Genomic DNA, 25,262 nt, shown 5'->3' with positions numbered 1-25,262 from the left:
ACCGACTGATTTCATTATAAATTCATGGATTATTTTTTAGCTCGGGGCAAAAAGCACTGTAAATTTTCGATGCCTTAACGAGATTTGCAAATTAAATCAATTGCTTAAGTATGTCCTGAAATCGCGATTTGGACGTGATTTTGAGATAATGAGGACCCTATTGAGGACCCATACGATGGACTTCAGCGGGCATCATTCAAATGATTTTTTCATCCTCCCACCAAGGTACAGGTGGGAACTCGAACGTGCCCAAGCCAAACTCGGTAGCGACGGCCCGATAGACATCTTTGTCTTTAACGAGGTCTGACTTCTGCCACTTCTCTTTGGACGCGGTCAGCTTGGTAATGAAATCGCCAAGATAAATGTGAACGTAAGAGAGCGTTTGATCATCAAGCATGTCCGCCAACTGCTTGTCGCGGTCGTTCCCGAACTCCAATTCAATCCGATACATAAATAAGGCTAGCCATAGGATATAGGGATCGACGTGGGGCGCACCTTTCGCGAACCCATACTCATCGACAGTCTGTTTTTCCTCGCCGTTGACTACCCAATCTACGGTCCTGTCGCTCCCCCACACCATCCTCAGTAGGTGTCGAGCAGGTATCGAATTACGCCTCTTCCAGGACGCGAGGCTGGTTCGAGATACCTCCAAAAACTCGGCAAGCTCTTGATCGTGCTTGAACCCCTGTAGCTTTTTCGCGCGTTCAATTGTCAAAGCAGCGTCAAAAGTGCGCATTTTGAGACATTCCTATTTACAAGTCGCATTTTGCAACTTAGATTGCTCTTGCAACAAAATCGCACAGGCAGTCAGCAAAATGCAACATGGCAGCAAAGAACTATACCGACAAATACGCGGCATCCTCGTGATGAACGGCATGACGTTGAATAAATGGTGCAAAGACCAAGGCGTATCACGCCAGTGGGCTGAGCTGGCATTGTCAGGAAAGAGGAAGGGGCCGGCTGCACAGCGTTTAGTAGTGCAGGCCTTAGAATTCACCTCAAACATTGCTCAGTAACAATGAGCAATTGGCTTTCTACCAATCAATTCGCCGAGCTTGCCGGGATAGCCGATCGGAACGCCGTTAAGGCGCTAAATCGATCTGTAAACGGTAAACCGTGGAATGGTTATGCACTACAAGTCCGCGAAATCCCCGGCGTCGGCGGAAAATCCGGCCTTCAATACGAAGTCGCACTTTCCAGCCTCCCTCAAGCCTTACAAGATCGCTATCACGAGACCTACGCCCCGTTAGAAAATGACCGGGCCACAAGCGAGAAGGCCACTCGGCTTCGGGAATTTCGTTACTCCGTCATCCGGCCGGTCATTGACCTGCCACACAAATCCACCGGTCGTGGCAAGATCGTCCGCGAGATCGTTTCGCGTGAACACCTGTCGCCAGATGGTCAGTTCATCACAATCACCGAGAAGACCTTTTACAACTGGCTCAAGGCACATGAGACGGGTGGTGTCGCCGCGCTGGCGCGCAAGGTGGACAAGCGAAAGGGCCAGAAACTCGTTCGTGTCAGCGCCCGTTGGGATCGCGGTGTCCGGCTTCCCGAAGACGTTAAACTCCGCATTGCCATTGATTTGCGCGACTATGTGCGCGCCCTGCATAAGAATTTGGAAAGCCGCAGCAACATCATTGCCAAGGCTTCCCGCGACCTCCTGAGATGGACGCAAGACGCTGGTTTTAACGCGACGGCCGAACTCTGCCGCGTGCCCGAACCGTTCGTCCGCGCCGAATCCTCTTTCCGAAAAGCTGGCACTTTCAAGAAAGATCGCAAAGCCCACGAAGACAAGCGCCCGCGTATCCGTCGCGCTGCGGGCCTGCTCGATCCCATGGAAATCGTCTTTGGCGACGTTCATCACCTCGACTTCCTTCTAACGCGGGTTCCGGGCTTCCAAGCCTATCCCAAGGCGGTCGCGTGGCTCGATATGGCGACGAACCGCATATGGATGGACATTTACATGCTGCCGGATCGGCAGGGCATCCGTAACGAACACGTCATCGAAAGCTTCATTCGCATGTGCACAGCTTGGGGCGGGCCAAAGCATCTCTATCTCGACAACGGTAGTGAATACAATTGGGCGGACTTTATTGGCGATGCCATGAAGCTCGTTCGCGAGGACGGCCAAAAGCCGCGCATCGACCGTCTTGACCGCAAGAGCGGCCTTATCAGGGCGAAGGCGTACAACGCCCCCGCAAAAACCATTGAAGGCGTGTTCGGTAACTTGGAAACCCATCATTTCCAGACCTTGCCGGGCTGGATCGGCGGCGACAGGACGAAGAAACCGACCGCCAACCTTGGGAAACTGCCGGACCCGTTTCCCGGCACCTTTGACGATTTCAAGGACGCTATCGCAGCTGCTCTGAAACTCTATCACTACCGATCACAGACCCGCGACGGCGGAAGCCTCAAAGGCGCGCCGATGGAAGTCTACCAGCGTGCCATTGATGCGGGCTGGACCGCAACGGCTGTCGATGCGGACGCGTGGGCGGTTACGTTTAGCGAAGAACAGGTCAAGAAGGTGACGCAGGGGAGCATTTCCCACAAGGGCCAGTGGACATGCCGCGAGCTGCAATCCTACCAGGGCGAGCGCGTCACCGCCCTTATCCCGAAGTATTCGACATGGAACCGCATCCCATTTAAGGGCGAAGATGGCCGTCTGCTCGGCTTTGCCGAACGTGATCATGCCTTCCACCCGCTTGACCCGGCTGGCGCTGTCGAGAGCGAGGCCAGAGCGAAAGCGCATCGAGCTTCGCTCCATCTTATGGCGAAATCCCTTTCTGTCGATCCGGTGGCGGACAATTTCCGCCACGCCGCAATGCTTCCCGCCGATCCGCTTATGCCGGTCGGCGGCACGGTTACTGCCTCGCCGGAAGCAAGAGAAATCGCGGCCGGTATGGCTGAAAGCCCAGCAAACCGTCTCAATCGCCAGATCGAGGCTGATCTGAAGGAAAGCCGTGAAGCTCGGGAAATTGAAGCAAACTTTGAAAAACTTCTGGAGGCCAAAAAATGGGCGTCGTGATGAAGCCTCTCGCTCCACCAAAAGGCTTTGTGGAAACAAGTATATATAAGCGGGTAAAGTCGGCTGTCGATTACACTCTGACCGTTAAATATCCATCGGTTATTCGTGGGCCGGCTGGCCTCGGTAAAACCACGGCGCTGAACAAGCTGCACTGGAACGACCCGAACGCCGTTCTCATCAGCGCATCCGGGATGCAGAAACACCTCCTGCAGATGATGCGGCTCATCGCGGATGCCATGAACATACACGTTTTCGGGCGGACCTCCTACGAAGTTTACTCAGCAATAACGACTGGCATCCGGGAGCGGGCATCAGAAGGGACGTACCTTTTCATTGATGAAGCCCACCGCATGAACCTCGACACGTTGCGCGAGATTTTCGACCTGTGGGAAAATTACGGCCTGCCGATCATCCTATGCGGCAACAACGAGGTCGCGAAAAAGACCCGTACACGCGCTTCCACGTTCGACCAAATAAGCAGCCGCATCGGCAAGGAAGTCAGTCTCACCGTCATGGAGCCGCACGATTTCGTCCTGTTTGGCATCGAGCGGGGTGTGGAAGGCATAGAGGCTTTCGACGCACTCACAAGCTACGGGATGAGAACGTCTATGCGTGAAGCCGCCCAGCTTCTGGATGCCGCGCGCCTGATCGTAGGCGGAAGCGGCTCAATAAAGGTCGGCCAAATCAAAGCGGCCGCAGAATATTCGTTTGGCTCCAAAAAAGCTCGGCAGATGCTGTCTCCAGACTGAGCGGCTTCGTCTCGAATTCCTACCCAACCGCGCATTTGTATCGTGTTGCGCTTCTCTTTCCTTAAACCAGGAGAAATGCCAGATGACCCCGAACACGAAGTCGGCCCCCAAGCTCAAGGGCTGCTTAAATGAGCCAGTTTACAACCTCGACAAGGGAATCAACGATCTGCATTGGGACCTGCAGGCGCTCGCATGGGGCTGTGAACAGCTTTGGTTAGATAATGCCGACAAAGCAAACCCTCCGTCAGAGCTAGCGCGGTTTCCCGTAGCAATAGTGCGCATGCTTGCCCAGAGAACGCAGCCTCTTTTGGATAACGTCGAGAAACTGGAGCTCTTCAAGGAATGAACAGCCTCACTGCCAAACATTACTCTATCCTCCGTGTTGCCAAGTCTCAGCTCGGCCTTACAGACGAGGATTACCGCGCAACCCTTCTACGATTTGCCGGATCGGAAAGCGCAAAGGCGCTTAATGCGCAATCCTTCCAGAAGCTGATGGCCCATTTCGAGCAGATGGGCTTTCAATCGACAGCGAAACGAAAGGATGCCGTCCGCCGCCCTGGTATGGCCTCTCAAGCCCAATTGCGAAAGATTGCAGCGCTGTGGGCAGACTTCACAGATGAGACCGGTACGGAAACCAGCCTTCGCCATTGGATGGAGAAGCATAGCCACGGCCATGGCACAAAATGGCTTGATGCTGCCGGAGCTCAAAAAGTCATCGGCGCGCTCACCAAAATGATCGAGCGTAAAATATCGCAGCCACATTGACGATAGTATCATTGGGGTATCAGCGGATGTTCATTGAGTTTTTAACGGAGGTCAGGGTCCTCCGTTTTGTTTTTTTCAGACCGCAGAGCCGGGTGATCGGCTCCACGCGATTGCAGACGGCTGTTTTGCTGATTTTACAAGTGGCATGACGGCCGGGTGAAAGTATGAAAATCCCCGACCGTCATGCCGGTCACAACGAGAGTGCAGCGAAGGGAACGTTGTGATTGGCGCACCATAGTCGCGCGCGCGCGTGTGCGCGCACGGAAGTGAGTTCCGGTCGATCGATTGGACACCGGAACCTAGTTCTATTGGGGCAGCACTACCCTGGGGCCAGACATGAAAAAAAGTGCCATTCAAAGCAAGGGCGGCGTTTCCGAAAATCCCGATACCGTGACATCCCACTTATTGGCGTTATTGGGTGCCGATCTCTTCGTAAAATTGCAAGAGAAATTTGGGGGCGAAGAGATATGGTTTCCTTGCCGCCGTAGCCTCAATGACGATCATTGGCTTGTGGTTGCCATGGGATGGGACGACGCCAAAACCATTGTTACCGATTTCGCCTCAATCCTTGCCTACATTCCGGCATTACCGATAGACCGCCACGCCGGGAAGGCTGAATTGATCCGGTCAGCGGCCGGTGAGGGTAAAACCCGGAAAGAAGTAGCAAAACACCTGGGTATCAGCGAGAGATGGCTCCGGGAGCTTGTTGTAAAGCTTGACCTGCAAGGGGTCTTTCCGCTCCGCCCCTACAGTCGCAGCCGCCGTTTCTATTTCCATATCGAGCCGTCCGCTCTCAAGCGTTGCGAGTCAGTCGTGGCAACCGTCCGGCAAAAGGAAATGACACGGGTTCAGGGTGCCCGTCGCCTCAATGTCAGTGCGACAGAATTTGCGCTGATGATGAATGAACATCGCAAAAGCGGCAACCTGCAAGCTCTCTTGAAGCCGACGCAGCTGCATCCTGCCAATTCTAACGGCCCTCTAACGGGCCTTGCCGCAAATTCCGGCACCTTGCCTCATTCCGCCAACGAAAACCGCGTCAGCGGCGCTTAAATCCAGTTTCCACAGAAGGGAAAACCATGACTATCCTCAATACCAGAGGTGCCCGCGTTATCGATCCGGTCTTGACTGGGGTTGCGCAGGGCTACCGCCATGCGCAGCGCGTGGGCCATATGCTGTTTCCAGCCGTTGACGTTCCTGCCCGCGGCGGACAGGTCATTGAGTTCGGCAAGGAAAGCTTCCGGCACTACGCCACGAAGCGTGCGCCTGGCGCTTCAGTCGGCCGCGTCCAGTTCGGCTACAAGGGCAAGCCGTTTGCGCTTTCCCAACAGGCGCTGGACGCCGTGGTGCCGCGTGAGCATATGGACGATGCAGCCGTGGTTCCCGGCATCGACCTTTCCAGACGGTCCGTCAGCAACGTCATGGATGTCCTGACGCTTTCGCTGGAAATCGAACAGGCGCTGATTGCCCGCAATACCGCGAACTATGCGGCGGAGAACAAAACGGCGCTGGTCGGCGCGGCGCGGTGGACGGGGGCAAACAGTACGCCGATTGCCGATGTCGAGCTTGCCAAGAAGAAAATTCGCACCTCCTGCGGTCTTAACCCCAACACGATGGTGATCGGCAGCGATGTATTCAGCGCCTTGAAGGGACATCCGACTATCGTTGACCGCTTCAAATATGTCAGCGCTGAATCGATCACGTCCAAGATGCTGGCCGGACTTTTCGAGCTCGAAGACCTTGCGGTCGGAACGGCAGCCTATATCAACGGTCCCGACGACAATTCACCGTTTGTCGAGGCGTGGGGTTTGGATGCCGTGCTGGCCTATGTTCCGAAAACCGATATGGGAATGGAACAGCCGTCCTACGGCTACACCTACACCCTGAAGGGCCATCCGTTCGTTGAACAGGAACGCTGGGACGGCGACACCCGGTCTTTTCTCTATGGGGTGACCTATGAGCGCGAGCCTGTCTTGACCGGCATCGCGTCGGGCTTTCTGTGGCAGAATGCTGGCGCGGCGGCGGCTTGAGGAACAATCATGACCAGCACCGACAAAACGACGGTTCGCATCGAGGTTTTCCGCACCGGCACATTCACGCCCATGGAAGGCGGTTCCCTCAGCTATTCCGCTGCCGATCTCAGGGCCGTGGCTGACAATTACGACTACGACTTGAGCCCGGCTCCGGTTGTGGTCGGTCACCCTTCGATTGATGCACCGGCCTATGCCTGGGCGAAGTCATTCGACTTCGATCATGAGACCGGGACGCTTCATGCGACCGTGGGCGAAATCAATCCTGCCTTTGCGGCCGAAGTCAGGAAAGGTTCTTACAAGAAGGTCTCGCTCTCGCTTTTTGCGCCCGACCAGCCCGCTAACCCGTCGCCCGGCACATGGTATCCGAAGCATATCGGGTTTCTTGGCGGGGCAGCGCCAGCCGTCTCAGGCCTGCGCAATGTGGAGTTTGCGGCGGATGACGACGCTGTCACCTTCATCGCTCATTTCGCGGGCGCTCCACGGAGCCGTGTTACCGTTCCGGCCGGGCGGGTAACGCCTACCAGCCCTTCCAGCTTTGCCGAACGGGAGGCATCCTTTGCCGAGCGGGAAGCAGCCTTTAACGCAAGGCAGGCCGAGTTCGATGCTCAACAGGCCGAGTGGAAACAGAAAGAGCGCAGTTTCGCGCATGCTGAAAACGTCAACTTTGCCGAAACGCTGATCTCGCAAGGCAAGATGCTTCCGGCCCTCCGCGACCGTTTCGTCACCATCCTCGACGCCGCCAGCGTAAGCCAGACCGTTAGTTTCGCGGAAGGCGAACAGCCGGTTCCCATGCTTCAGGCGCTTCGCGACATTCTCAGCGAACAGCCATCGGTGGTTTCGTTTGGTGCGGTGAACATCGGCAGTCTGCAAGAGGAGGAGGAGAACCTAGCCGTTTCCGAAATCGCCGTTCCGGAAGGCTATGAGGTCGATACGGAAAAAACCGAACTCTATCGCCGGGCGCGGGAGCTTGAAGCGCGGGAGAACATCAGCTTTGCGGCGGCGTTGGACATGGCAGGCCGAAAGCCGGGCCGGAAGGCGGATGTCAACCGGACCAGCTCCGCCCGCAAGTTTTGATGCGCCAGGATCAAATCATTTGCGTAGCGTTTTTCTTCGCTGCCGGTCTCGCATGCCTGTTGCAATTGCTTTCCCTTGCGGTGCCCACGGACGTAGTTGTGTCGCTACTAAGCGGTTTATTAGCGACCACTGCGGCCCTAATCTTCATCGGCCTGAGGGACAAATAGTGGATGTCACCACAGCAGTGCTGCCCGGAACCTCTAATACCTAGCTGAAGCCCGTCGCACAAATCCGCGTGGGCTTGGGCAAAAGGCCGGGGTGATCCGGCCTACTATGCACCAAAGCGCTAACATGACCCATCACCGGTCTCGCGTGTCTGATCGCAGAGCAATGTAATTGAATATCGGAAAACGTCCAGAAGCTACCGCCGTTAGACACCATTGCAGTTGTTTCCGTTCTAACGCAACGGGGACAACTGGCCAGTCTGGCGACCCCAAGGACCTCGCCCGTGTTTTCATCCGATGACGAGAAAACAGGAAAACAAAATGATGCAAAAGGCCGAACGCCTGCCATATCCTGAGATCATCTCTGCCGATCTCATCGACCGCATTAAGGAAGTCTATGATTGCAGGACTGACCGACAATTGGCGGCGCGGATCGGTGTGGATGAGGTCATTTTCACACGCTGGCGCAACCGGAACACCTTTCATAAAGAAGTGGTGTTTGCAGTCGCCTTTGATCAAGGCATCAGCTTGAATTACCTCTTGTTCGGCCGGCCGGAGAACGCTGTAGGTGCCATCCTCACTGTGGTGGAAATGGAAGCGGTCAAAACGATTTGCAAAAACGAAGGTCTGACAGAGTCAGGTCTCGTTAGATTTTCACTTAGCCTCTACAGAGAAATCGGTGAGCTATTTGCGGCCGGACAAAAGCTCAATTTCAAGGGTTCCGGTCAAACCCCTAGCGTACTTTCCGCTCCCATTCTCGGCCTTCTACGGGCGCGTCACTCCGTGGGTAAGACCCTCTAACAGCGCCTAAGTGCCCCAAATCACCGGCAATTTTCCACTTGTTGGAAAAAGTGCGGGTCCATGCGGAAAAGCGTCAGTATTTTGCGGGCAAAATGCCGCCAGAATGCAAATTCTTGACAGCTTATCGGGGGATTTTGAGGGATGATTTTCATCCCATTGCGAGCGAGTTTATCGATAACCCTTTGAACTTGCATTCTGAAACAGAAAGCTCCCTTCTGTAAAATGTCGATACCCCCCTCAGTTGTTTCACTGCTTTTCAAGACAAGTATTGCCGTCGCTTTTATGGTTTTAGCGTCAGCATCGGCGGTTTTCGCGCAAGAGGCGCAGAGACAGGGAAAAACCGATTATATTCTTGCCGTCAGCTGGCAGCCGGGCTTTTGCGAGACGAGGCCGAAGCGCAAGGAATGCGCCGCTCAGGCCGGCGCACAACGCGATGCCACGCATTTTTCCCTCCATGGTCTCTGGCCCATGAAGAAGAGCTATTGCGGGGTCGCAGCCGATATCAAGGCGCGCGACAGGAAGGGCGGCTGGACGGAGTTGCCCCAGCTGGCGATGACGACTGAGACGGCAGCAAGGTTGCAGGTGGCCATGCCGGGAACACAGTCCGGCCTTGACCGTCATCAGTGGCTGCGCAGCGGAACGTGTTACGGCGGCACGGCGGATCACTATTTCCAGACCCAGTTGCGTTTTCTTGACGAACTCAACGGTTCGGCGGTGCAGGCGCTGTTTTCCGGCCGCATCGGGCGGGAGGTGACGGAAGCGGAGGTCAAGCAGGCGTTCGATGTAGGTTTCGGCGAGGGCGCCGGCGAACGGGTGCGGATGCGTTGCGAGAAAGCGGGTGCACGGAACGTCATTACGGGGCTGACGATCGGCCTCTCTGGAGACGTATCCGGCGCTGCCGGTCTTTCAGGGCTGGTTCTTGCTGCAGGCCGCACCGATTTCAAGTGCCCGAGGGGTGTGGTGGATGCCGCCGGGATTCAGTGATGGCCGATGTGACGCGGGTTTCTTCATTGCTCCGGCGGGATAATTCGCCTACATAGCGGGCAAAATCCCATTCCGTCGGAGCAATGCTGCATGGCACGCCAATTCATTTATCATATGTCGGGGCTGAATAAGTCCTACGGCACGAAGAAGGTTCTGGAGAACGTCAATCTGTCGTTCTATCCCGACGCCAAGATCGGTATTCTCGGACCGAACGGGGCCGGCAAGTCGACGGTGCTGCGCATCATGGCGGGTCTCGACAAGGAATATACCGGAGAGGCCTGGGTTGCCGAAGGAGCCACTGTTGGCTACCTCGCCCAGGAGCCCCAGCTGGATCCGAACAAGACCGCGATGGAAAATGTGATGGACGGAGTGGCCGACAAGACCGCCATCCTCGAGCGTTACAATGAACTGATGATGAACTATTCCGACGAGACGGCGGAAGAGGGGTCGAAGCTTCAGGACATCATTGACGGGCAGAACCTGTGGGATCTGGAGAGCCAGGTCGAAATGGCGATGGAGGCCTTGCGCTGCCCGCCGGGCGATGCCGATGTGACCAGCCTGTCGGGCGGTGAGCGCCGCCGTATCGCACTGTGCAAGCTGCTTTTGTCGAAGCCTGACCTGTTGCTGCTGGACGAGCCGACCAACCATCTCGACGCGGAGACCATCGGCTGGCTGGAAAACCACCTGCGCCAATATCCCGGCGCCGTGATGATGATCACCCACGACCGCTACTTCCTCGACAATGTGACGGGCTGGATTCTTGAACTCGACCGGGGCCGCAGCATTCCCTACGAAGGCAACTATTCGGCTTACCTGCTCGCCAAGGCCAAGCGCATGCAGCAGGAAAATCGCGAGGATGCTTCGCGTCAGAAGGCGATCAGCCGCGAACAGGAATGGATCGCTTCCAGCCCGAAGGCACGCCAGTCAAAGTCCAAGGCCCGTATCAAAGCTTATGACGAACTGGTCGATGCAGCCGACAAGATGCGGCTTGGAGACGCGCAGATCATCATTCCGATCGGCGAGCGTCTCGGCCAGATCGTTATCGAGGCCGAAAACATCACCAAGGGATATGGCGATCGCGTGCTGATCGACAACCTTTCCATCAAGCTGCCGCCGGGCGGCATTGTCGGCGTCATCGGGCCGAACGGCGCCGGCAAGACGACATTGTTCCGGATGATCACAGGTCAGGAAAAGCCGGATAGCGGCAGCTTCCGCGTCGGTGATTCCGTCAAGCTCGGCTATGTCGACCAGAGCCGCGATGCGCTGGATGGCAGCAAGACCGTCTGGGAAGAAATCTCCGGTGGCGCCGAAGTCATCAAGCTGGGCAAGATCGAGATGAATTCGCGCGCCTATTGCGGCGCTTTCAACTTCAAGGGCACGGACCAGCAGCAGAAGGTCGGCAATCTCTCAGGGGGCCAGCGCAACCGCGTTCACCTCGCAAAGATGCTGAAGGCCGGCGGCAATGTTCTGCTTCTCGACGAACCGACCAACGATCTCGATACGGAAACGCTGGCCGCGCTGGAAATCGCGCTGGAAAACTTTGCCGGCTGTGCCGTCATCATCAGCCACGATCGCATGTTCCTCGATCGGCTCGCGACCCATATCCTGGCCTTCGAAGGTGATAGCCATGTCGAGTGGTTCGAGGGCAATTTCGAAGATTACGAGAAGGACAAAATCCGCCGCCTGGGTCCGGAATCGGTCAATCCGAGCCGCGTCAGTTACAAACGCCTGACGCGCTAATCGATACGATCGAACCGAGTCAAAGAGAATTGCGACAGGCGGCCAGCGAACCGCCTTTCGATTCAGCCTCGCAATTTGCCATAATCCGTCTTGCCGTTAGTTCGAAAATCACATAAACATATCTTTATGTGTTGATGAGGATTGGGATGGCGGCGAAGCAGGGACTTGGACTGGACAACCTTGTGGACGTCCTGAAGGCGGCGGGAGAATCGACGCGCATGCGTTTGCTCGCATTGCTTGCCGTCGGCGACCTGACCGTCACAGACCTGACGGAAATCCTCGGACAGTCCCAGCCGCGCATTTCCCGCCACCTGAAGCTTTTGGCGGAGGTCTCGCTGATCGACCGCTATCAGGAGGGTGCCTGGGCTTATTTCAGGCTGACGGCGGAGGGTGCCGGCGTTGCCCTTGTTCGGGACTTGCTGTCGTTTGCCGATCCGGGCGATGCTGTTCTGGCCCGCGACGCGGCTCGGCTGTCGACACTAAAGCAATCCCGGTCGGAAAAAGCGCAGGCTTATTTTAGCCGCAACGCTGCCGGCTGGGACGAACTACGCCGCCTGCATGTCAGCGAGGCGGATGTCGAGACGGCTTTGAAGCAGGTGGTCGGCCCGGATCCAGTCGATGGTCTGCTTGATCTCGGCACCGGCACGGGGCGCATTCTGCAGCTTTTCGAGGGGCTCTATCGCCGGGGCGTTGGCGTCGATGCCAGCCGCGATATGCTGGCCGTGGCCCGTTCCAATCTCGATCGGGCCGGGATCACCAAGGCGTCCATCCGGCACGGCGACATCTTCAATCTGCCGCTTGACGATCATCAGTTCGATCTCGTGGTCATTCATCAGGTGCTGCATTTCCTGCAGCAGCCGGAAGCGGCCATTGCCGAGGCGGCGCGGATGCTCTCGGCCGGCGGACGACTGGCGATTATCGATTTTGCCCCGCATTCGGTGGAACATCTCCGCGACGAGCATGCGCATTTGCGCCTCGGCTTCTCACGCCAGACCATGGCGGAGTGGCTGGACAAAGTCGGGCTGCGGGTCGAGCAGATTGTCGATCTCGCGCCGGAGCAGGACCGTGGCGGACAATTGACGGTGACCATCTGGCTGGCTCGCAATCACCGGCAGGTCGTCCTTGCCGATCTAACCCCAGGTGACAGGACTGTCGCCGCTGCCGGGAGAACCTGACATGCCGATCCATACGCTTTATCCGGCCGAACGCGGCAATCTCAATCTGTCCTTTGAATATTTCCCTGCGAAGAACGACGAGATGGAGGTCCAGCTTTTCCAGACGGTCGAGACGCTTGCGGCGTTCGGTCCCGCGTTCGTGACGCTAACCTATGGGGCCGGCGGATCGACCAAGGCTCGATCCCTGACTGCGGTGCGGCGGATGATTCACGAGGCCGGTATTCCGCAAACGGCCGCGCATCTGACCTGTGTCGGCGCGTCCAGAGCCGAGGTGGATGGAATTATCGAGGAATTCATTGCAACCGGTGTTCGCCATTTCGTGGCGCTTCGCGGCGATCCGCAAGGCGGTGTCGGCGCTTGCTACGAGCCGTTCCCGGATGGCTATGAGAATGCGGCTGCGCTTGTCGCCGCCATCCGCGCCAGGGGTGATTTCGAGATTTCCGTGTCCGCCTATCCGGAAAAACATCCGGAAAGCCCCGATGTTTCCGCCGATATCGATATGCTCAAGCGAAAGGTCGACAATGGCGCGACGCGGGCGCTCACCCAGTTCTTCTTCGATAATGATGATTTCGAGCGATATCTGCAGCGTGTTCGTGGGGCAGGGATATCAATTCCTGTTGTCCCTGGCATCATGCCGATCAATAATCTGGCATCGATAATCAGGTTCGCCGGGCTTTGCGGCGCAAAAATTCCTGATTCCATCGTAACGCGGCTGGCCCATCTCGACGACAATCCCGAAGAACGTTTCAAGGAAGCGACCCTCATCGCAGCCGAGCAGATCGTTGATCTCGCCCGTCGCGGCATTCGTGACTTCCATATGTACACAATGAACCGAGCGCCGCTCGTGTCGGCGGTTTGCGATCTCGTTGGCTTCGAGCGTCTGCCCTCGGCGTCCCGCGCTGCAGGAGCAGCAGCCTGATCTGAGGCTGTGGCAAAACAAACCCCTCGGCAAGCAATGCGCCGAGGGGTTTTCTGTCGTGAGCAACTTTGTCTAAATCGCCGAGTTGAAGGCTGCTGACGTGTTAGTCATGCTGCGATTGGCTATCGATATTATGGTTCTTCTATCGACCGGGCGGTACGCCTGCGTGTTTTCAGATGAAAAGCATGGTTGCGACGAATACGAACGCTGCACTTATCATGAGAACATTCAAAGAATGTGTAATACCCATAACCGGCTCTCCTTGCGTTGACGTTAGGAAGATAGGGTTAAAATGTCACGGTTGAAAGGAAAAGTTATGCTGCGCTGCAATGATTTATGGCTAAAAAATCGTTATCAACAGGATCAAGTATTTGTTTTTTAACATTTATTTATGCCGCCACATTTTTTTCACAATGTCATCGATTCGGTTAATGTAACCTTCTGAAATGTACCGTGAGTGGCCGATTGGATACATCGCGGGGAACTGATTCCAGCGGTCAGGCCTGTTTCTGTCGTGTGAAGCGGCCATCCAATACCACGAGCCCTAAAGCGATGAGCAGCATGCCGGTTATATGAGTGCGTTCAAGACTTTCGCCGAGAAACAGAAAACCGAGGAGAATCGCGCCTGGCGGCACGAGGAGCGTCACCAGCGACGCATTGGTCGCTCCAGCCCGGCCTATGATGCGGAAGAACAAGATATAGCCATAGGCCGTGGAAACCAATGCCAGGGCGAGGATCGCCAGAAGGGTGGTTGGCGGCGGAGCGGGTAAAATCCAGGGCGTGTCCACGAGGAGCGAGACCGGCAGCATGATGAGCGTCGAGGCCGTCAACTGCCCGGCTGCGGTCACCGGCGGGGTAAGATCCCGAAAGCGCTTGCCGTAGGTTCCCGCAAAGCCGTAGCTGATTGCGGCGATCACTGGAAAAAGCAATGCCCACATCGGTTTCGCGCGTCCTTCAGCGGCAAGGCCGGGCAAGGCGCTTGGGCCGATCAGTGCCACGGTACCGGCCAAACCCAAGAGGGAGCCTGCAATCTTTGAGAGGTTGAATTTCTCGTCTTCGGTCAAAGCGTTGGCAATCAGCACGGTCCAGATCGGCGTCGTGGCATTAAGAATGGCGGCAAGGCCGGCTCCGATCTCCGTCTGACCCAGAAAGATGAAGCTGTGCGGTATAGCGTTGTTGATGAGGCCCAGCAGCAGGAATTGCCGCCAGCGGTTGCGGATCTCACGGTAGATTTCGAAACGGCCCCGAACATAGAGATGGAGCGCCAGCGCGGCCAAAGCCACGCGGAGAAGAACCAGCGTCAGGGCCGGCACGTGCTGGACGGCGATGCGCGCGAAGAAGAACGATCCGCCCCAGATCAGGCCAAGCAGAGCCAGCAAGCCCCATGTCGATGGCGTCATCCGATGCTGCAAATCGTACATTTTCGCGTCCATTGCCTTGACCTCCCGTCATCTCATTCGAAACATAGGCTGGGCTAAGACTTGAGGCGTATAGAATCCACCCGATTCTTGAGCTTTGTCAGGGCAATTCAAAGGGGGCCGAACAACTGGAGCCGACACCGCACATCATCGCTTCTGCCGCCCATGACGGGCAGGGGCTTGTTCCCATTGCCATCGTCGTCGCCGTCGCGGCGCTTCTGGGGCTCGGCTTCCTTCGCCTGCGGCAGCCGCCGCTCGTCGGTTTCATTCTTGCCGGCGTGGCGCTTGGACCGACCGGCTTCGGCTTCATTTCATCGAGCGGCAATGTCGCGCTTTTGGCGGAAATGGGCGTCGTCGTATTGCTGTTTTTCATCGGCATGGAATTGTCGGTCAAGGCCTTCGTGCTGAGCCTGCGGCAGGCGCTTCTGGTTGCCGGCGGGCAGGTAGCGGCCGCGGTCGTCGCGGGCAGCCTTATCGGCCTGATCACCGGCGCCAGTCTCGCCGAAGGCGTGATTCTAGGCTTTGTCATCGCCATGTCGTCCACTGTCGTCGCGATGAAAATGCTTGAGGACATGGGCGAGCTTCGCAGCGAGACCGGGCGAATTGCGGTCGGCGTGCTGATCGCGCAGGACATCGCAGTCGTGCCCATGCTCATCCTCGTCTCGAGCCTGGGAGGCGATCAACCCGATTTTGCGGCAATTGCCATCAAGATGCTGATCGCCATCGCCGTGCTCGCCGCCTTGCTCTGGTGGTTCGGCCGTCACGGCAAAATCAGGGTTCCGTTCAGCGAGGCGGTGGAGGACAAGGTGGAGATTCTGGCTCTCGGCGCGCTTGCCGTCTGTTTCGGGGCCGCCGCCATTTCCGGCCTTGCCGGCATGTCACCTGCCTATGGCGCATTCCTGTCCGGCATCGTGATCGGCAATTCCACCTTGCGCAGCCGCGTCATTCCGGTCATCGAGCCGATCCAGAGCGTTCTCCTGGTGGTTTTCTTCCTGTCGATCGGGCTGCTGATCGATCTGGACTTCATCGGAGATAATATCTGGTCGGTCTTGAGCGCGGCTCTGATCGTCATTGCAGCCAAGTCTATCTTGAACATCTTTCTTCTGCGCAAGACGGGCTCGCCGCCGCAGATCGCGCTGGTCGCGGGATTGTCGATGGCGCAGATCGGCGAGTTCTCTTTCATCCTGGCTGCAGCGGGCCTCAGCGCCGGCGTGCTGCAGTTCGACACGCACAAGGTGGCAATTGCGGTCACTGCCGTCACGTTGCTGGTCTCGCCGCTGTGGGTCAGCGTCATGCACCGGCTGGAGAACATCGCCTCGGACCATATGTCGACCTACCGCAAGGCATTTGCCGTTGCCTATGCGCGGGAACTAAACGAGGTGTCGAAAGGCGGAGCCGCACTTGCCGATGCGCGCTGGTCGCTTCGGCTCCGCTATCGCGCCTTCAGGCTTGCCCGCCACCACAGGCGGCGGGCGCGGGAGAAAGCCTTGGGAAAACATTGATCAGAGCGCGTCGAAAACGCTCTGCGTTGCCCATCCGTCGGCTGGAATGCCCAGGCGCAACTGCTCCTTTTGAAGGGCTGCGCGCGTACCGGAACCGAGAATGCCGTCGATCTTTCCGACATCATGGCCGAGACTCTGCAGCTTGGTCTGCAGCGCCTTCATGCTCTCGTCGCTGAGGCCAGGGTCCGGATTGCGGGTCTCATAGGGTGGTGCGCCGGCAAGACGCGTGGCGAAATAGGCTGCCGATGTCGTGTAGATGAAGGACTGGTTCCATTCGAGATAGATGTTGAAATTCGGATAGGTCATGAAGGCTACGCCGTGGCGGCCCTGCGGAATGACGACGGATGCACCGAGTTGCGGAAAGCCCATATTGCCGTCGCGCGGCTTGACACCCAAGGCGAACCAATCACCCGCCGTCATGCCCGGCTGCAGGCCGGTCTTTTCCCAGGGAAGATTTTCCGGCAGGCTGACTTCCTGGATCCAGGGCTCGCCGGCCTTGAAGCCGAGGCTGTTGATGAATTTGGCCGCCGTCATGATGGCGTCGGGGGAGCTCTCCTTGAGCTTCACATGGCCGTCGCCGTCGCCGTCCACACCATGGGCGATGATGTCTTCCGGCAGCATCTGGACCTGTCCGATCTCGCCGGCCCAGGCGCCGGTGGTCGCTGCCGGATCGAGATCGCCGTGTTGAACCATCTCGATCGCCGAGATCAATTGCGGCCGGAACATTTCCGGGCGTCGGCAGTCATGGGCAAGAGTCACCAAGGCGTTGCGGGTGTTGAAATCGCCCTGGACGGCGCCAAAATCCGTCTCCATCGCCCAGAAGGCAGCGATGACCGCTGCCGGGATGCCGAACTCCTTTTCCGCGCGGTCGAAGACGGAGGCAAATTCCGTCATCTTTTTCGCGCCCATGTCCAGCCGTGCCTTGCTGACCGTGCGCTGGGAAAACTCCGTAAAGCTCTGCTTGAAGACGCCCTGCGCGCGATCGCGGCTGAGCACTTTTTCGGAGATGGCGGCACCGCTAAGCGCCCGATCCACGGCTTCCGCCGGAATACCCTTGGCGAGGGCTTCGGCCTTGACGCCTTCCAGAAAAGTCGCGAGATCGCCGCCGCAGGGGGCTTTGGGCGTCGCCGCATCCTGCGCCATTGCAGAAGATGCCAAAAGAGTGAGAAAACCGATCGAAAGAACGGAGCGCAGGGTGCCGCGGATCATCGAAAGTCCTTGTTGTCAGGCCGGAAACCGGCAAAGGGCATTGGGCTTGAAGACGCCGACGCCGCAATCATTGAAACTATGAAAGTCGAGTTCGCACGGCAATAGGGCAGAAACAAGAATTCAGCGCAGAAGGCTTATTTTCCGGCCACTTCCCGCGGCTGCGACACGGCGGAGACCCATGCTTTCCAGTTCTTTGGCGAGCCGGCGAAAACATTGATGTCCGTATTGCCTTCGATGCCGGGGACGACGCCTGTGCTGGTATATTGCCAGAAGGCCCAGCGCCGTTCCGGATAGATTTTCGTCGGATGCGCCGCTACCGAGCGAACCCAGAAATGATGGTCGTTGAACTGGCCGACGAGATTGTCGCGATGGAAATCCACCGAGGTATAAATGATCGGCCGCTTGCCATAATGCTGCTCCAGCCGGTCCATGAAACGCTTCATTTCGGCCTGGACCGTCGCCGGCGACGGGCGGGAGCGGCAGGTCTTCGATTCGCCGTTCCACTCGACATCGAGCACCGGCGGAAGATGCACGGCGCTCTTGGGCACATTGGCGATGAACCAATCGGCCTGCTGGTCGGCCGTCGAGCAGAAATAATAGAAATGATAAGGCGCGTAGGGGAGGCCTGCGGCACGGGCGCGTTGCCAGTACTCGTTGAAGCGCGCATCGACCCGGTCCTTGCCTTCCGTCGCCTTGATGAAGGCGAAAGCGACGCCGGACGCCCTGACCTTGGCCCAATCGACGTCGCCCTGCCACTTGGAAACGTCGATGCCGTGGATCGTGTGGTGGTTCGGCGTCTTCACACCGAAATCCTGCGGATCCTTGTCCTGAAATTTTGGCGGGATCGACGCGGTCGAGACGAGATCGTAATCCGTCGAGGTGCAGGCGGACAGAAGTGTCACGATAGGCAGGAGAGCCAGAAATAGCCGGCGCATGGGGGATCCGTTCCGAAACGATCGACGATGCTGCCTCACACGATAATACCCGTTAATGTCGTAATCCCCGGAGGCTCGAGCCTCATCTTCACCCTATCATCGTAAAAATTCAGTTATTTTCAAGCAACAATTGCGTCAACAGCCGTCACACGGCAAGTCGCTTGCCGATGGTATAGGATGGCTGGGTTACCTGGAGCTTGCCTGCGCGGCGTCGCTGCTACGGTGATAGGTGAACAGCCAGGCATAGCCGCGGCCGAGCGGGTGGAATTCGACCGCGTCGCCGTTTTGAGCGGCTTTGCGGTTCAGGACCGATTTAAGACTGGCACGCGGCGTGACATGAAAACGCTTCAGCCAAGCCTGAAGAAGGATGCGGAAAATCCGGGGCAACCGTTCCTGCTGACCGAAGTCGGCGATGTGGAGGCTTCCACCGGGCTTCAGCGCCGCGATTGCCGCATCAATCGCCATGTTCCAATCGGGGATCATCGACAGGGAATAGGAAATGACGACACGGTCGAAGCCGGCCTCTCCGAAAGCGAAAGCGTCGAAATCCGTGGCGTCGGCGATGCGCAGGATTGCGTTGCTGGCGCCGGTGCGCTTCAGCTTGGCTTCCGCAGAGGCGATCATCTCGGCGGAAATATCGAGACCGAACAGGCGCGATTTCGGGTAGCGGCGGCCGATAAGGGCCAGGTTGCGGCCCGTGCCGCAGCCCACTTCCAGCACACTGCCGCCGGGAGGGACATCGAGCGTTTCAATCAGCGTGTCACGCCCGAAGAGATAGTATTTTCTGGTCAGGTCGTAGATGTGCCGCTGGGTGCGATACATCCTGTCCATGCGCTCGGCGTGACCGGGATCGACGGTGGAACGGGCGGCCGTCATGCCGCCTTCCTGTAGATATGAAAGCCGCCATAGATGGCCGAGCGATCCTTCAGGTTCAGCGCCTGCGATTGTGCGGCATCGTAGCGCCACTGATCGAGCAGGGCCGGCGAAACCCGGCCTTCCAGAATGCTGTCTTCGGCTGCGGTCCGGAAAATCACGACCGCACCCTCGGCCGATGTGCGGGTGATCTCGGTCCAGAGTTCGTTGAGCTGCCGGTCGCTCATCCAGTCTTGCGCATCAAGAAGGACATAACGATCGACGCAGTCGGCGGATTTTTTGGCGAGCAGTTCGGTGAAGCTGGCGTGGTGCACGTGGACGCGTTCGGCATTGTTACGGATCGCTTCGTGCCGTTCGGCCTGCAGATAGAGAGGCAACTCGCCCTCATGCGGCATGGGATAACGCCGTGCGAAGGCCTGCCAGGCAAAATAGTTTTCCTTCATCGGAAAATGACAGGACAGCTTTTCCAGACGCTGGCGCAGCACGCCTGCCAGCGATTTTTCGCTGCTGAGACTTGCGAGCTCATCGAACTGGCGTGGAGGAATGCCGAGACCGAACAGCGAGCTCTTGCGGCTGGTCAGCCAACGGACAACCGGGCGATCGAACAGGGGCGCCAGCCGTTCATCGAAGAATTGCCGCTGCTCGCGCATGGAGCGGGCATTGGCAATTTCGGTGGGGTCGACGCCATGAAGCCGGGCGAGAAGATGGCCAAGACCAATGAACCTGCCGAGCAGGCCGGTGCGATAGATGTTTTCGCCGAACACGCCGATGCGGCGGCGCCCGTTGAGGCCGCGCCGATTCCAGTAAGCACGCGTGGCACTGTCGAGCCTCGGGGCGATGAACATGTCGAAAGCCTGAATATTGCTCTTCATGTCGTGCCGGGCCAGAAAGCGGACCACATCCGCATGCGACGGCAGATGGCGGAAGGCGGCAAGTTTCAGTTTGTTGAGGGCGATGTGGTGCGGATTGAGATCCACCACGTCGATACGCTCCGGAAACGCGGACGAATAGGCGAGCATGTTGCAGCCGCCGGAACCGATGGTGACGATGTGATGCTCGGGCCGGATCTGCATCGCTTCCATGTCGACGGCCGGGTCTTCCCAGATCTGTGGGTAGACGAGGCCGGAGAAAAGCAGGCCGAAGAGCCGTTCCGACAATCCGTCCAGCGTCAGGGCCTTGTGTTGTATCAAGGCGGTCTTGAGCTTGCGGTTGCTTTTGCCGTAGCCTGCGCCGGGTGCGAAATCGGTCATGTCACCTGCCATCCGTTGACGATGGGCGAGCTTCTAGGGCGAGTCCGCTACACTTTGATGACGGAGCCCAGCATCGTGTTCTGGCTTATGCCGTTCCCGTCGGCTGATGGGCACAAACGGCGGTCGCGCCATTGTGATCGTCATAAACGCTTCCTAAAGGATGGGAATCCTGTTTTGGTGGGTCCGGCGAAGCAGAGGCACTATGATGCGCAGACGACTATTGTGGCTTGCAGGATCGGTTTCGGCGGTTCTTGCCGCCGTCGCCGGATGGCTGGTGATCCTGCCGCCAGAACTGCTGCGCGTCGGCGATGGTTATGCCGCGAAAATTGTCTGCTCGAATGTCTTCCTCGCCGGACGGGAAGCGGACAGGGTTCTCGCCGAGGACGTACAGGCACCCGGGCATCCGTTGCTTCGTCTGGTCAGGGTCTCCGTCGATCAGACCCGCAAGACGGTAACGGCGCGGATGTTCGGCTTCGCCGCACCCGCCCATGCCATCTATCGCGAAGGTCTCGGCTGCACCAATGTGACCGAGGGTGAATTCGCCGCCTTTCCCGGCAATCGGCAATTGCGGCGGCGCATGCCGGAGATCGACGACGCGAAACCCTGGCCCGATGGCAGTGGCGCCAGCATCAATCCATCGGTTCAGGGCTTACTCTCGGACGCGCAGCTTGCCGGTCCGGGCATGCGCGCGGTCGTGGTGGTCAAAAACGGGCGGATCGTCGGCGAGGCCTATGGCGAGGGTTTCGACAGCGCGACGCCGCTGCTGGGATGGTCCATGACCAAGACCGTGACTGCGGCATTGATCGGCATCCGCATCCGCGACGGTCAGATGGCGCTCGACAGGACCGAGCTTCTGCCGCAATGGCGCAACGACCCGCGCAGCCAGATCAGGCTTTCCGACCTGCTTGCCATGCAGAGCGGCCTTCGGTTCAACGAGGACTATGGCAATGTGACCGACGTGACCCGTATGCTTTACCTGGAAGGAGACATGGCGCGCTTTGCCGCCTCCAGGCCGTTGGAAGCCAAACCGGGCGATCGTTTCAGTTATTCCAGCGGCGCGTCGATGATCCTGTCACGGCTCTGGATGAACACGTTTGGAAGCGTGCGGGAGGCGCTGACCTTTCCAAGGGCGGCGCTGTTCCGGCCGCTGGGCATGACAAGCGCCGTCATCGAGCCAGACGCGCACGGCACCTTCGTCGGCTCGTCCTACATGTATGCAACGGCGCGCGACTGGGCGCGGTTCGGTCTTTTCCTTCTGCAGAACGGAAGCTGGAACGGCGAGCAGATTTTGCCGCCGGATTTCGTAACCTTCATGCGCAGCCCGACGAAGGCGTCGAATGGCCGTTATGGCGCGGGGCATGTCTGGGCCCGGTATGGGCGGGAAGGTGGGCCGCCGCTGCCGGAGGACGCTTACTGGCTGCAGGGGCATGACGGACAAACCGTCCTGCTCATTCCGTCGCAGGGCCTTGCTGTCGTGCGTCTTGGCCTCACGCCATCGCGCCTCGGCTACGACGCCCGGATATTGGGTGCCAGAATCATCGAAGCGATCAACTGAGAGACACTTTCAAGCCTCGGTGGTGCGTGGGGAATAGCTTTTGGCTACCGCATGCCCAAAGTGTCGAGCAGGCCCTTGCGCTTGGCATGATAGTAATAACCGCTGGCATAGAGCCGCACAGCCCCATCCAGTTCGTTGTCCGCAACCATCAAGGCGCCTGCCAAATATTTCGTCGCATATTTCAGGTTGGTTTCGGCGTCGAACAGGCCTTCGGCAGAACCGGTGTAACCCAGGCCCTTGGCGGTGTTGTAACGGATCTGCATCAAGCCGTAATTGCCGGAATGATAGGCGCGCGGATTGTATGTGCTTTCGCGCTTGACGACGCGATGGACCAGTTCTTCGGGAACCTTGTTCAGCTTGGCATAGTGGGAGATGAGCCGGTCGAGCTCGGGACGGGAACTTGTCGGCTTCTTCTCCGTCAGTGACGCGAAAACGGCCTGGGGAGCCCCCAAAACCTGCTGCGCCATGGACGGCTTCTGTACCGGCACGATCATGCGCTTGGCGACAAGTGTTTCAAGTCCAACCGGTTCACCGGTGTCGAAATCCGATTCCATCGCGGCCATGACCATGCCGTCGGGAATTTGCGGGGAAGCTGCCATTGCGGTCCGGCTTTTCGCCGGAGCGACCAGAGCGTTTGCCGTCTGGGGAAGGACGGATACGGCAGCTGTTTGAACAGTGGCGGTCGCCTGAGGCGTCGAAATCGGGTTGGCGGCATTCATTTCGCCCGGCGCCATCATGGCTGCTTCGACAGCCAGTGCTGCGGCCGTCGAAGCCGTTGCTCCATCGGGCGTCGGCAAAGCGTAAGCCGTCATTTCCGTTCCGGGTTTCGCCAGCGGCACGGCCGTCTGCACGGCCATCAACTGCTCCATCGGCGTTCGCTCGACGCTGGAACAACCCGCCGCAAGCGACACAGAGACCAGAGCGCAGGCCGTAACAGCCGGTTTCGAAACGGAAAAACGGAAATTCGCCATGCTGTCGCTTTCGTGCTTTCAGGCCCCGCAGCCCCCGCAAATCAGCGGCCATTGACCACCCTTTGCAAAACTTCATTAACGCAAAGGGCGGCCGTTCGCAAGCGCGAGCGGTTTTTTCAGCAGCCAGCGCGTCTCAAGCCGGCCGTCAGAAGGCCCGCGCCGATCAGGAGCGTGCCACCCGTCCGGTTGACGGCGGCCTGCACTTTGGGCTTTCGGATGGTTTTTCGCGCGGCTGAGGCGATCAGCGCGTAAGCCCCGGCGTTCACAGTGGCGAGGACGAGGAACGTTGTTTCGAAGATCAGCATCTGGTTCAGAAGCGGCCGCTGCAGATCGAGAAACTGCGGCAGGAAGGCGACGAAGAAGACAATGCTTTTCGGGTTCAGCGCGGTCACGACATATGTGTGCAGAAAGATTCGAAACGACCGCTCCGCCGGCGAGCTCCAGGCCGAGTCGGTATCGATGGCAGGCGGTGTGCGCCAGAGTTTTATACCCAGCCAGATCAGATAGGCGGCGCCGGCCCATTTCAACGCGAGGAAGATCGCCGAGGAGGTGGCGAGCAGCGCGCCAAGGCCGAGCATCGAGGCGGTCATGGCGGTAAAATCGCCGAGGGCCACACCGGCGACCGTCGAGCCTGCAACCTTCCGCCCATGTCCCAGCGCGTAGGAGATGACGAGCAGGATGGTCGGGCCGGGAATGGCAAGCAGGACGGCGGAGGCGGCCACGAAGGCCAGCCAGTGTTCGATTGACATGAAAAGCTCCGTTTTGCGCGTGGCGGGACCGCCATGGGGCCACGCGCAAAACGTTCCGTCAATAGACCGTTACGGCCGCTCAGGCCGTCGTCGACCATTTCTGGCCGATCACGTCCATCACATCGCCGAACCACTTGACGGAGGTGTCGAAATGCTTGCCGCCGCGGATGCGCGGGAATTCGATCGTCCGCAGCCTGCCGCCCTTGTCCTCGTCATGACCGGTGACGCCGGAAACCTTGTTCAGCGCACTTTCGACTGCAAGATCCACCATGCCCTGGATCAGGCGCAGGTCGTCCGCATTGGCGGGCGCCGAGCGGGCATAATAGCCGGATTTCTGGACCATCGAGCGCTCCGCGCCGAGAAGTGCCGCGAACTGTTTGGAAAACCAGCCGCCGACATTGATCGTGTCGATCTTCACGTGGCCGAAGGCATCGCGCTTGACGGCTTCACCGGCAGCTTCGCGCTCGGCGACGACAGCGTCGAGGCATGCACCTTCCGAGACGAACAGTGTCACGAATCCGGCTTTGTCCATGACGGCACGCAGGCGCTCGGCTTCCGATTCGAGGTCGAATGCAGTTTCCGGCAGATAGAGGCCGTCGATGTTCTTCATTCTCTCATTCATCATGAAGCCGTCGACGAATTCCTTGTCGTCGGTCATCTGGATATAGGCGCGCGCCGTTGCCGCCGTCAGCCAGCCGCAGTGGCGGCCCATAACTTCGTGGACGACGAGGGTTCGGGGCGCGGCGCTCTGTTCGTTGCTGACGTGGTCGAAGAATTTTGCGCCGTACTCGGCAGCCGTCCAGGCGCCCAGCGACTGGCGAATCGGCACAACATCGTTATCGACAGTCTTCGGCAGGCCGACGACCGTGAGGTCGTAACCATTGGCACCGAGATAGGCGGCAAGATCCGCAGCCGTCGTGTTGGTGTCGTCGCCGCCGATCGTGTGCAGGATGGTGATGCCGTCGGATGCCAGCCGCTCGGCCGCGACCCTCAGCGGGTTCTGGCCTTCCTTGACAAGGCCGCGCTTGACGCAATCGGCCGTGTTGGTCAGCTTCACCCGGCTGTTGCCAATCGGCGAGCCGCCGTGGCGGTGCATGATATAGGCCTTTTCCCGCATCTGTGGGGTGATGTCGATATGGTCGCCCAGGAGTACGCCCTGGTAGCCGGAGCGGTAGGCAATGAGTTCGATATCGGGCGAAATATCGGTATAGCGCTCGATCAGGCCGCCGACGGCGGAGGAGAGGCAGGGCGCAAGGCCACCTGCGGTCAACATGGCAACTTTTTGCTTGGGCATTCTGGTCTCCTCGAGAACTGCGGCGGATCGTTTATGGCTCTCTAGCGCAATTCTCCTGGAAGTTAAATGACAGGTCT

Annotated in this window: 23 protein-coding genes; 14 read left to right on the top strand and 9 right to left on the bottom strand. The window is 58.4% G+C overall.

Going from position 1 to position 25,262, the window contains the following annotated elements:
- Positions 1 to 196: 196 nt before the first annotated feature.
- Positions 197 to 736 (bottom strand): helix-turn-helix domain-containing protein, encoded by a 540-nt coding sequence (locus PY308_RS13970; protein WP_275783569.1) that lies wholly within the window; start codon positions 734 to 736, stop codon positions 197 to 199.
- A gap of 282 nt (positions 737 to 1,018) precedes the next feature.
- Between PY308_RS13970 and PY308_RS13965 the strand changes: the two genes are divergently transcribed.
- The 12 genes from PY308_RS13965 (at position 1,019) to metF (ending at position 13,429) form a co-directional block, all read left to right on the top strand.
- The gene (locus PY308_RS13965) at positions 1,019 to 3,028 is read left to right on the top strand and encodes a hypothetical protein (RefSeq protein ID WP_275783567.1); all 2,010 of its coding nucleotides are present in this window, start codon (positions 1,019 to 1,021) and stop codon (positions 3,026 to 3,028) included.
- Complete coding sequence (locus PY308_RS13960; RefSeq protein ID WP_275783565.1) at positions 3,016 to 3,777, top strand: AAA family ATPase; 762 nt, start codon at positions 3,016 to 3,018, stop codon at positions 3,775 to 3,777. Before PY308_RS13965 ends, PY308_RS13960 begins: the two co-directional genes overlap by 13 nt.
- A gap of 82 nt (positions 3,778 to 3,859) precedes the next feature.
- Positions 3,860 to 4,123 carry a hypothetical protein gene (locus tag PY308_RS13955; protein WP_275783563.1) on the top strand — a complete coding sequence of 88 codons (264 nt, stop codon included), beginning with the start codon at positions 3,860 to 3,862 and terminating at the stop codon, positions 4,121 to 4,123.
- Positions 4,120 to 4,542 carry a regulatory protein GemA gene (locus tag PY308_RS13950; RefSeq protein WP_275783561.1) on the top strand — a complete coding sequence of 141 codons (423 nt, stop codon included), beginning with the start codon at positions 4,120 to 4,122 and terminating at the stop codon, positions 4,540 to 4,542. Before PY308_RS13955 ends, PY308_RS13950 begins: the two co-directional genes overlap by 4 nt.
- A 336-nt stretch (positions 4,543 to 4,878) precedes the next feature.
- A complete protein-coding gene (locus PY308_RS13945) occupies positions 4,879 to 5,592 on the top strand; it encodes a helix-turn-helix domain-containing protein (RefSeq protein WP_275783559.1) in 714 nt (237 codons plus the stop codon).
- 26 nt (positions 5,593 to 5,618) lie between these two features.
- Positions 5,619 to 6,569, top strand: a complete 951-nt coding sequence (locus tag PY308_RS13940; protein WP_275783557.1) for a major capsid protein — start codon at positions 5,619 to 5,621, stop codon at positions 6,567 to 6,569.
- A gap of 9 nt (positions 6,570 to 6,578) precedes the next feature.
- Complete coding sequence (locus PY308_RS13935; protein WP_275783555.1) at positions 6,579 to 7,646, top strand: hypothetical protein; 1,068 nt, start codon at positions 6,579 to 6,581, stop codon at positions 7,644 to 7,646.
- Positions 7,647 to 8,131: 485 nt separating this feature from the next.
- Positions 8,132 to 8,611: a helix-turn-helix domain-containing protein gene (locus tag PY308_RS13930; RefSeq protein WP_275783552.1), complete on the top strand. Its 480-nt coding sequence runs from the start codon at positions 8,132 to 8,134 to the stop codon at positions 8,609 to 8,611.
- Positions 8,612 to 8,893: 282 nt separating this feature from the next.
- A complete protein-coding gene (locus PY308_RS13925; protein ID WP_275783549.1) occupies positions 8,894 to 9,595 on the top strand; it encodes a ribonuclease T2 family protein in 702 nt (233 codons plus the stop codon).
- Positions 9,596 to 9,685: 90 nt separating this feature from the next.
- Positions 9,686 to 11,335 (top strand): energy-dependent translational throttle protein EttA, encoded by a 1,650-nt coding sequence (ettA, locus tag PY308_RS13920; RefSeq protein ID WP_275783547.1) that lies wholly within the window; start codon positions 9,686 to 9,688, stop codon positions 11,333 to 11,335.
- Between the two features lie 146 nt (positions 11,336 to 11,481).
- Positions 11,482 to 12,510, top strand: coding sequence for an ArsR/SmtB family transcription factor (locus tag PY308_RS13915; protein WP_275783545.1), 1,029 nt, complete (start codon positions 11,482 to 11,484; stop codon positions 12,508 to 12,510).
- Between the two features lies 1 nt (position 12,511).
- Positions 12,512 to 13,429, top strand: coding sequence for a methylenetetrahydrofolate reductase [NAD(P)H] (gene metF / locus PY308_RS13910; RefSeq protein WP_275783543.1), 918 nt, complete (start codon positions 12,512 to 12,514; stop codon positions 13,427 to 13,429).
- A 497-nt stretch (positions 13,430 to 13,926) separates the two neighbouring features.
- Here metF and PY308_RS13905 read toward each other — a convergent pair whose 3' ends face one another.
- A complete protein-coding gene (locus tag PY308_RS13905; protein ID WP_275783541.1) occupies positions 13,927 to 14,862 on the bottom strand; it encodes a DMT family transporter in 936 nt (311 codons plus the stop codon).
- 62 nt (positions 14,863 to 14,924) lie between these two features.
- Between PY308_RS13905 and PY308_RS13900 the strand changes: the two genes are divergently transcribed.
- Positions 14,925 to 16,349 (top strand): cation:proton antiporter, encoded by a 1,425-nt coding sequence (locus PY308_RS13900; protein WP_434064257.1) that lies wholly within the window; start codon positions 14,925 to 14,927, stop codon positions 16,347 to 16,349.
- Here PY308_RS13900 and PY308_RS13895 read toward each other — a convergent pair whose 3' ends face one another.
- From PY308_RS13895 to PY308_RS13880, 4 genes are all read right to left on the bottom strand, one after another.
- The gene (locus PY308_RS13895; protein ID WP_275783539.1) at positions 16,350 to 17,558 is read right to left on the bottom strand and encodes a lytic murein transglycosylase; all 1,209 of its coding nucleotides are present in this window, start codon (positions 17,556 to 17,558) and stop codon (positions 16,350 to 16,352) included. It lies immediately after the preceding gene.
- Positions 17,559 to 17,692: 134 nt separating this feature from the next.
- A complete protein-coding gene (locus PY308_RS13890; protein ID WP_275783538.1) occupies positions 17,693 to 18,493 on the bottom strand; it encodes a glycoside hydrolase family 25 protein in 801 nt (266 codons plus the stop codon).
- Positions 18,494 to 18,679: 186 nt separating this feature from the next.
- The gene (locus tag PY308_RS13885; protein ID WP_275783536.1) at positions 18,680 to 19,369 is read right to left on the bottom strand and encodes a class I SAM-dependent methyltransferase; all 690 of its coding nucleotides are present in this window, start codon (positions 19,367 to 19,369) and stop codon (positions 18,680 to 18,682) included.
- Complete coding sequence (locus tag PY308_RS13880) at positions 19,366 to 20,616, bottom strand: BtaA family protein (RefSeq protein ID WP_275783533.1); 1,251 nt, start codon at positions 20,614 to 20,616, stop codon at positions 19,366 to 19,368. Before PY308_RS13880 ends, PY308_RS13885 begins: the two co-directional genes overlap by 4 nt.
- A 205-nt stretch (positions 20,617 to 20,821) precedes the next feature.
- On the opposite strand from PY308_RS13880, the gene PY308_RS13875 reads away from it, so the two are divergent.
- A complete protein-coding gene (locus tag PY308_RS13875) occupies positions 20,822 to 22,171 on the top strand; it encodes a serine hydrolase domain-containing protein (RefSeq protein ID WP_275791127.1) in 1,350 nt (449 codons plus the stop codon).
- Between the two features lie 44 nt (positions 22,172 to 22,215).
- Here the strand turns inward: PY308_RS13875 and PY308_RS13870 are convergent, their stop codons facing one another.
- The 3 genes from PY308_RS13870 to PY308_RS13860 all read right to left on the bottom strand — a co-directional run bounded on the left by PY308_RS13870 (position 22,216) and on the right by PY308_RS13860 (position 25,185).
- Positions 22,216 to 23,142: a lytic transglycosylase domain-containing protein gene (locus PY308_RS13870; protein WP_275783531.1), complete on the bottom strand. Its 927-nt coding sequence runs from the start codon at positions 23,140 to 23,142 to the stop codon at positions 22,216 to 22,218.
- Positions 23,143 to 23,258: 116 nt separating this feature from the next.
- Positions 23,259 to 23,891, bottom strand: a complete 633-nt coding sequence (locus PY308_RS13865) for a LysE family translocator (RefSeq protein ID WP_275783530.1) — start codon at positions 23,889 to 23,891, stop codon at positions 23,259 to 23,261.
- 79 nt (positions 23,892 to 23,970) lie between these two features.
- The gene (locus PY308_RS13860; protein ID WP_275783528.1) at positions 23,971 to 25,185 is read right to left on the bottom strand and encodes a pyrophosphate--fructose-6-phosphate 1-phosphotransferase; all 1,215 of its coding nucleotides are present in this window, start codon (positions 25,183 to 25,185) and stop codon (positions 23,971 to 23,973) included.
- Positions 25,186 to 25,262: the final 77 nt, after the last annotated feature.

This window comes from Pararhizobium gei (genome assembly GCF_029223885.1).
Classification (GTDB): Bacteria; Pseudomonadota; Alphaproteobacteria; order Rhizobiales; family Rhizobiaceae; genus Pararhizobium; species Pararhizobium gei.
This window is presented reverse-complemented; position numbering and strand designations above follow the sequence as displayed.

Coding starts and splice junctions, on each gene's coding strand:
- PY308_RS13860 (WP_275783528.1), bottom strand. CDS start 25,185: ATGCCCAAGCAAAAAGTTGCCATGTTGACCGCAGGTGGCCTTGCGCCC.
- PY308_RS13930 (WP_275783552.1), top strand. CDS start 8,132: ATGATGCAAAAGGCCGAACGCCTGCCATATCCTGAGATCATCTCTGCC.
- PY308_RS13880 (WP_275783533.1), bottom strand. CDS start 20,616: ATGACCGATTTCGCACCCGGCGCAGGCTACGGCAAAAGCAACCGCAAG.
- PY308_RS13970 (WP_275783569.1), bottom strand. CDS start 736: ATGCGCACTTTTGACGCTGCTTTGACAATTGAACGCGCGAAAAAGCTA.
- ettA (WP_275783547.1), top strand. CDS start 9,686: ATGGCACGCCAATTCATTTATCATATGTCGGGGCTGAATAAGTCCTAC.
- PY308_RS13915 (WP_275783545.1), top strand. CDS start 11,482: ATGGCGGCGAAGCAGGGACTTGGACTGGACAACCTTGTGGACGTCCTG.
- PY308_RS13945 (WP_275783559.1), top strand. CDS start 4,879: ATGAAAAAAAGTGCCATTCAAAGCAAGGGCGGCGTTTCCGAAAATCCC.
- PY308_RS13885 (WP_275783536.1), bottom strand. CDS start 19,369: ATGACGGCCGCCCGTTCCACCGTCGATCCCGGTCACGCCGAGCGCATG.
- PY308_RS13955 (WP_275783563.1), top strand. CDS start 3,860: ATGACCCCGAACACGAAGTCGGCCCCCAAGCTCAAGGGCTGCTTAAAT.
- PY308_RS13905 (WP_275783541.1), bottom strand. CDS start 14,862: ATGGACGCGAAAATGTACGATTTGCAGCATCGGATGACGCCATCGACA.
- PY308_RS13925 (WP_275783549.1), top strand. CDS start 8,894: ATGGTTTTAGCGTCAGCATCGGCGGTTTTCGCGCAAGAGGCGCAGAGA.
- metF (WP_275783543.1), top strand. CDS start 12,512: ATGCCGATCCATACGCTTTATCCGGCCGAACGCGGCAATCTCAATCTG.
- PY308_RS13935 (WP_275783555.1), top strand. CDS start 6,579: ATGACCAGCACCGACAAAACGACGGTTCGCATCGAGGTTTTCCGCACC.
- PY308_RS13865 (WP_275783530.1), bottom strand. CDS start 23,891: ATGTCAATCGAACACTGGCTGGCCTTCGTGGCCGCCTCCGCCGTCCTG.
- PY308_RS13950 (WP_275783561.1), top strand. CDS start 4,120: ATGAACAGCCTCACTGCCAAACATTACTCTATCCTCCGTGTTGCCAAG.
- PY308_RS13960 (WP_275783565.1), top strand. CDS start 3,016: ATGGGCGTCGTGATGAAGCCTCTCGCTCCACCAAAAGGCTTTGTGGAA.
- PY308_RS13965 (WP_275783567.1), top strand. CDS start 1,019: ATGAGCAATTGGCTTTCTACCAATCAATTCGCCGAGCTTGCCGGGATA.
- PY308_RS13870 (WP_275783531.1), bottom strand. CDS start 23,142: ATGGCGAATTTCCGTTTTTCCGTTTCGAAACCGGCTGTTACGGCCTGC.
- PY308_RS13940 (WP_275783557.1), top strand. CDS start 5,619: ATGACTATCCTCAATACCAGAGGTGCCCGCGTTATCGATCCGGTCTTG.
- PY308_RS13875 (WP_275791127.1), top strand. CDS start 20,822: ATGCGCAGACGACTATTGTGGCTTGCAGGATCGGTTTCGGCGGTTCTT.
- PY308_RS13890 (WP_275783538.1), bottom strand. CDS start 18,493: ATGCGCCGGCTATTTCTGGCTCTCCTGCCTATCGTGACACTTCTGTCC.
- PY308_RS13895 (WP_275783539.1), bottom strand. CDS start 17,558: ATGATCCGCGGCACCCTGCGCTCCGTTCTTTCGATCGGTTTTCTCACT.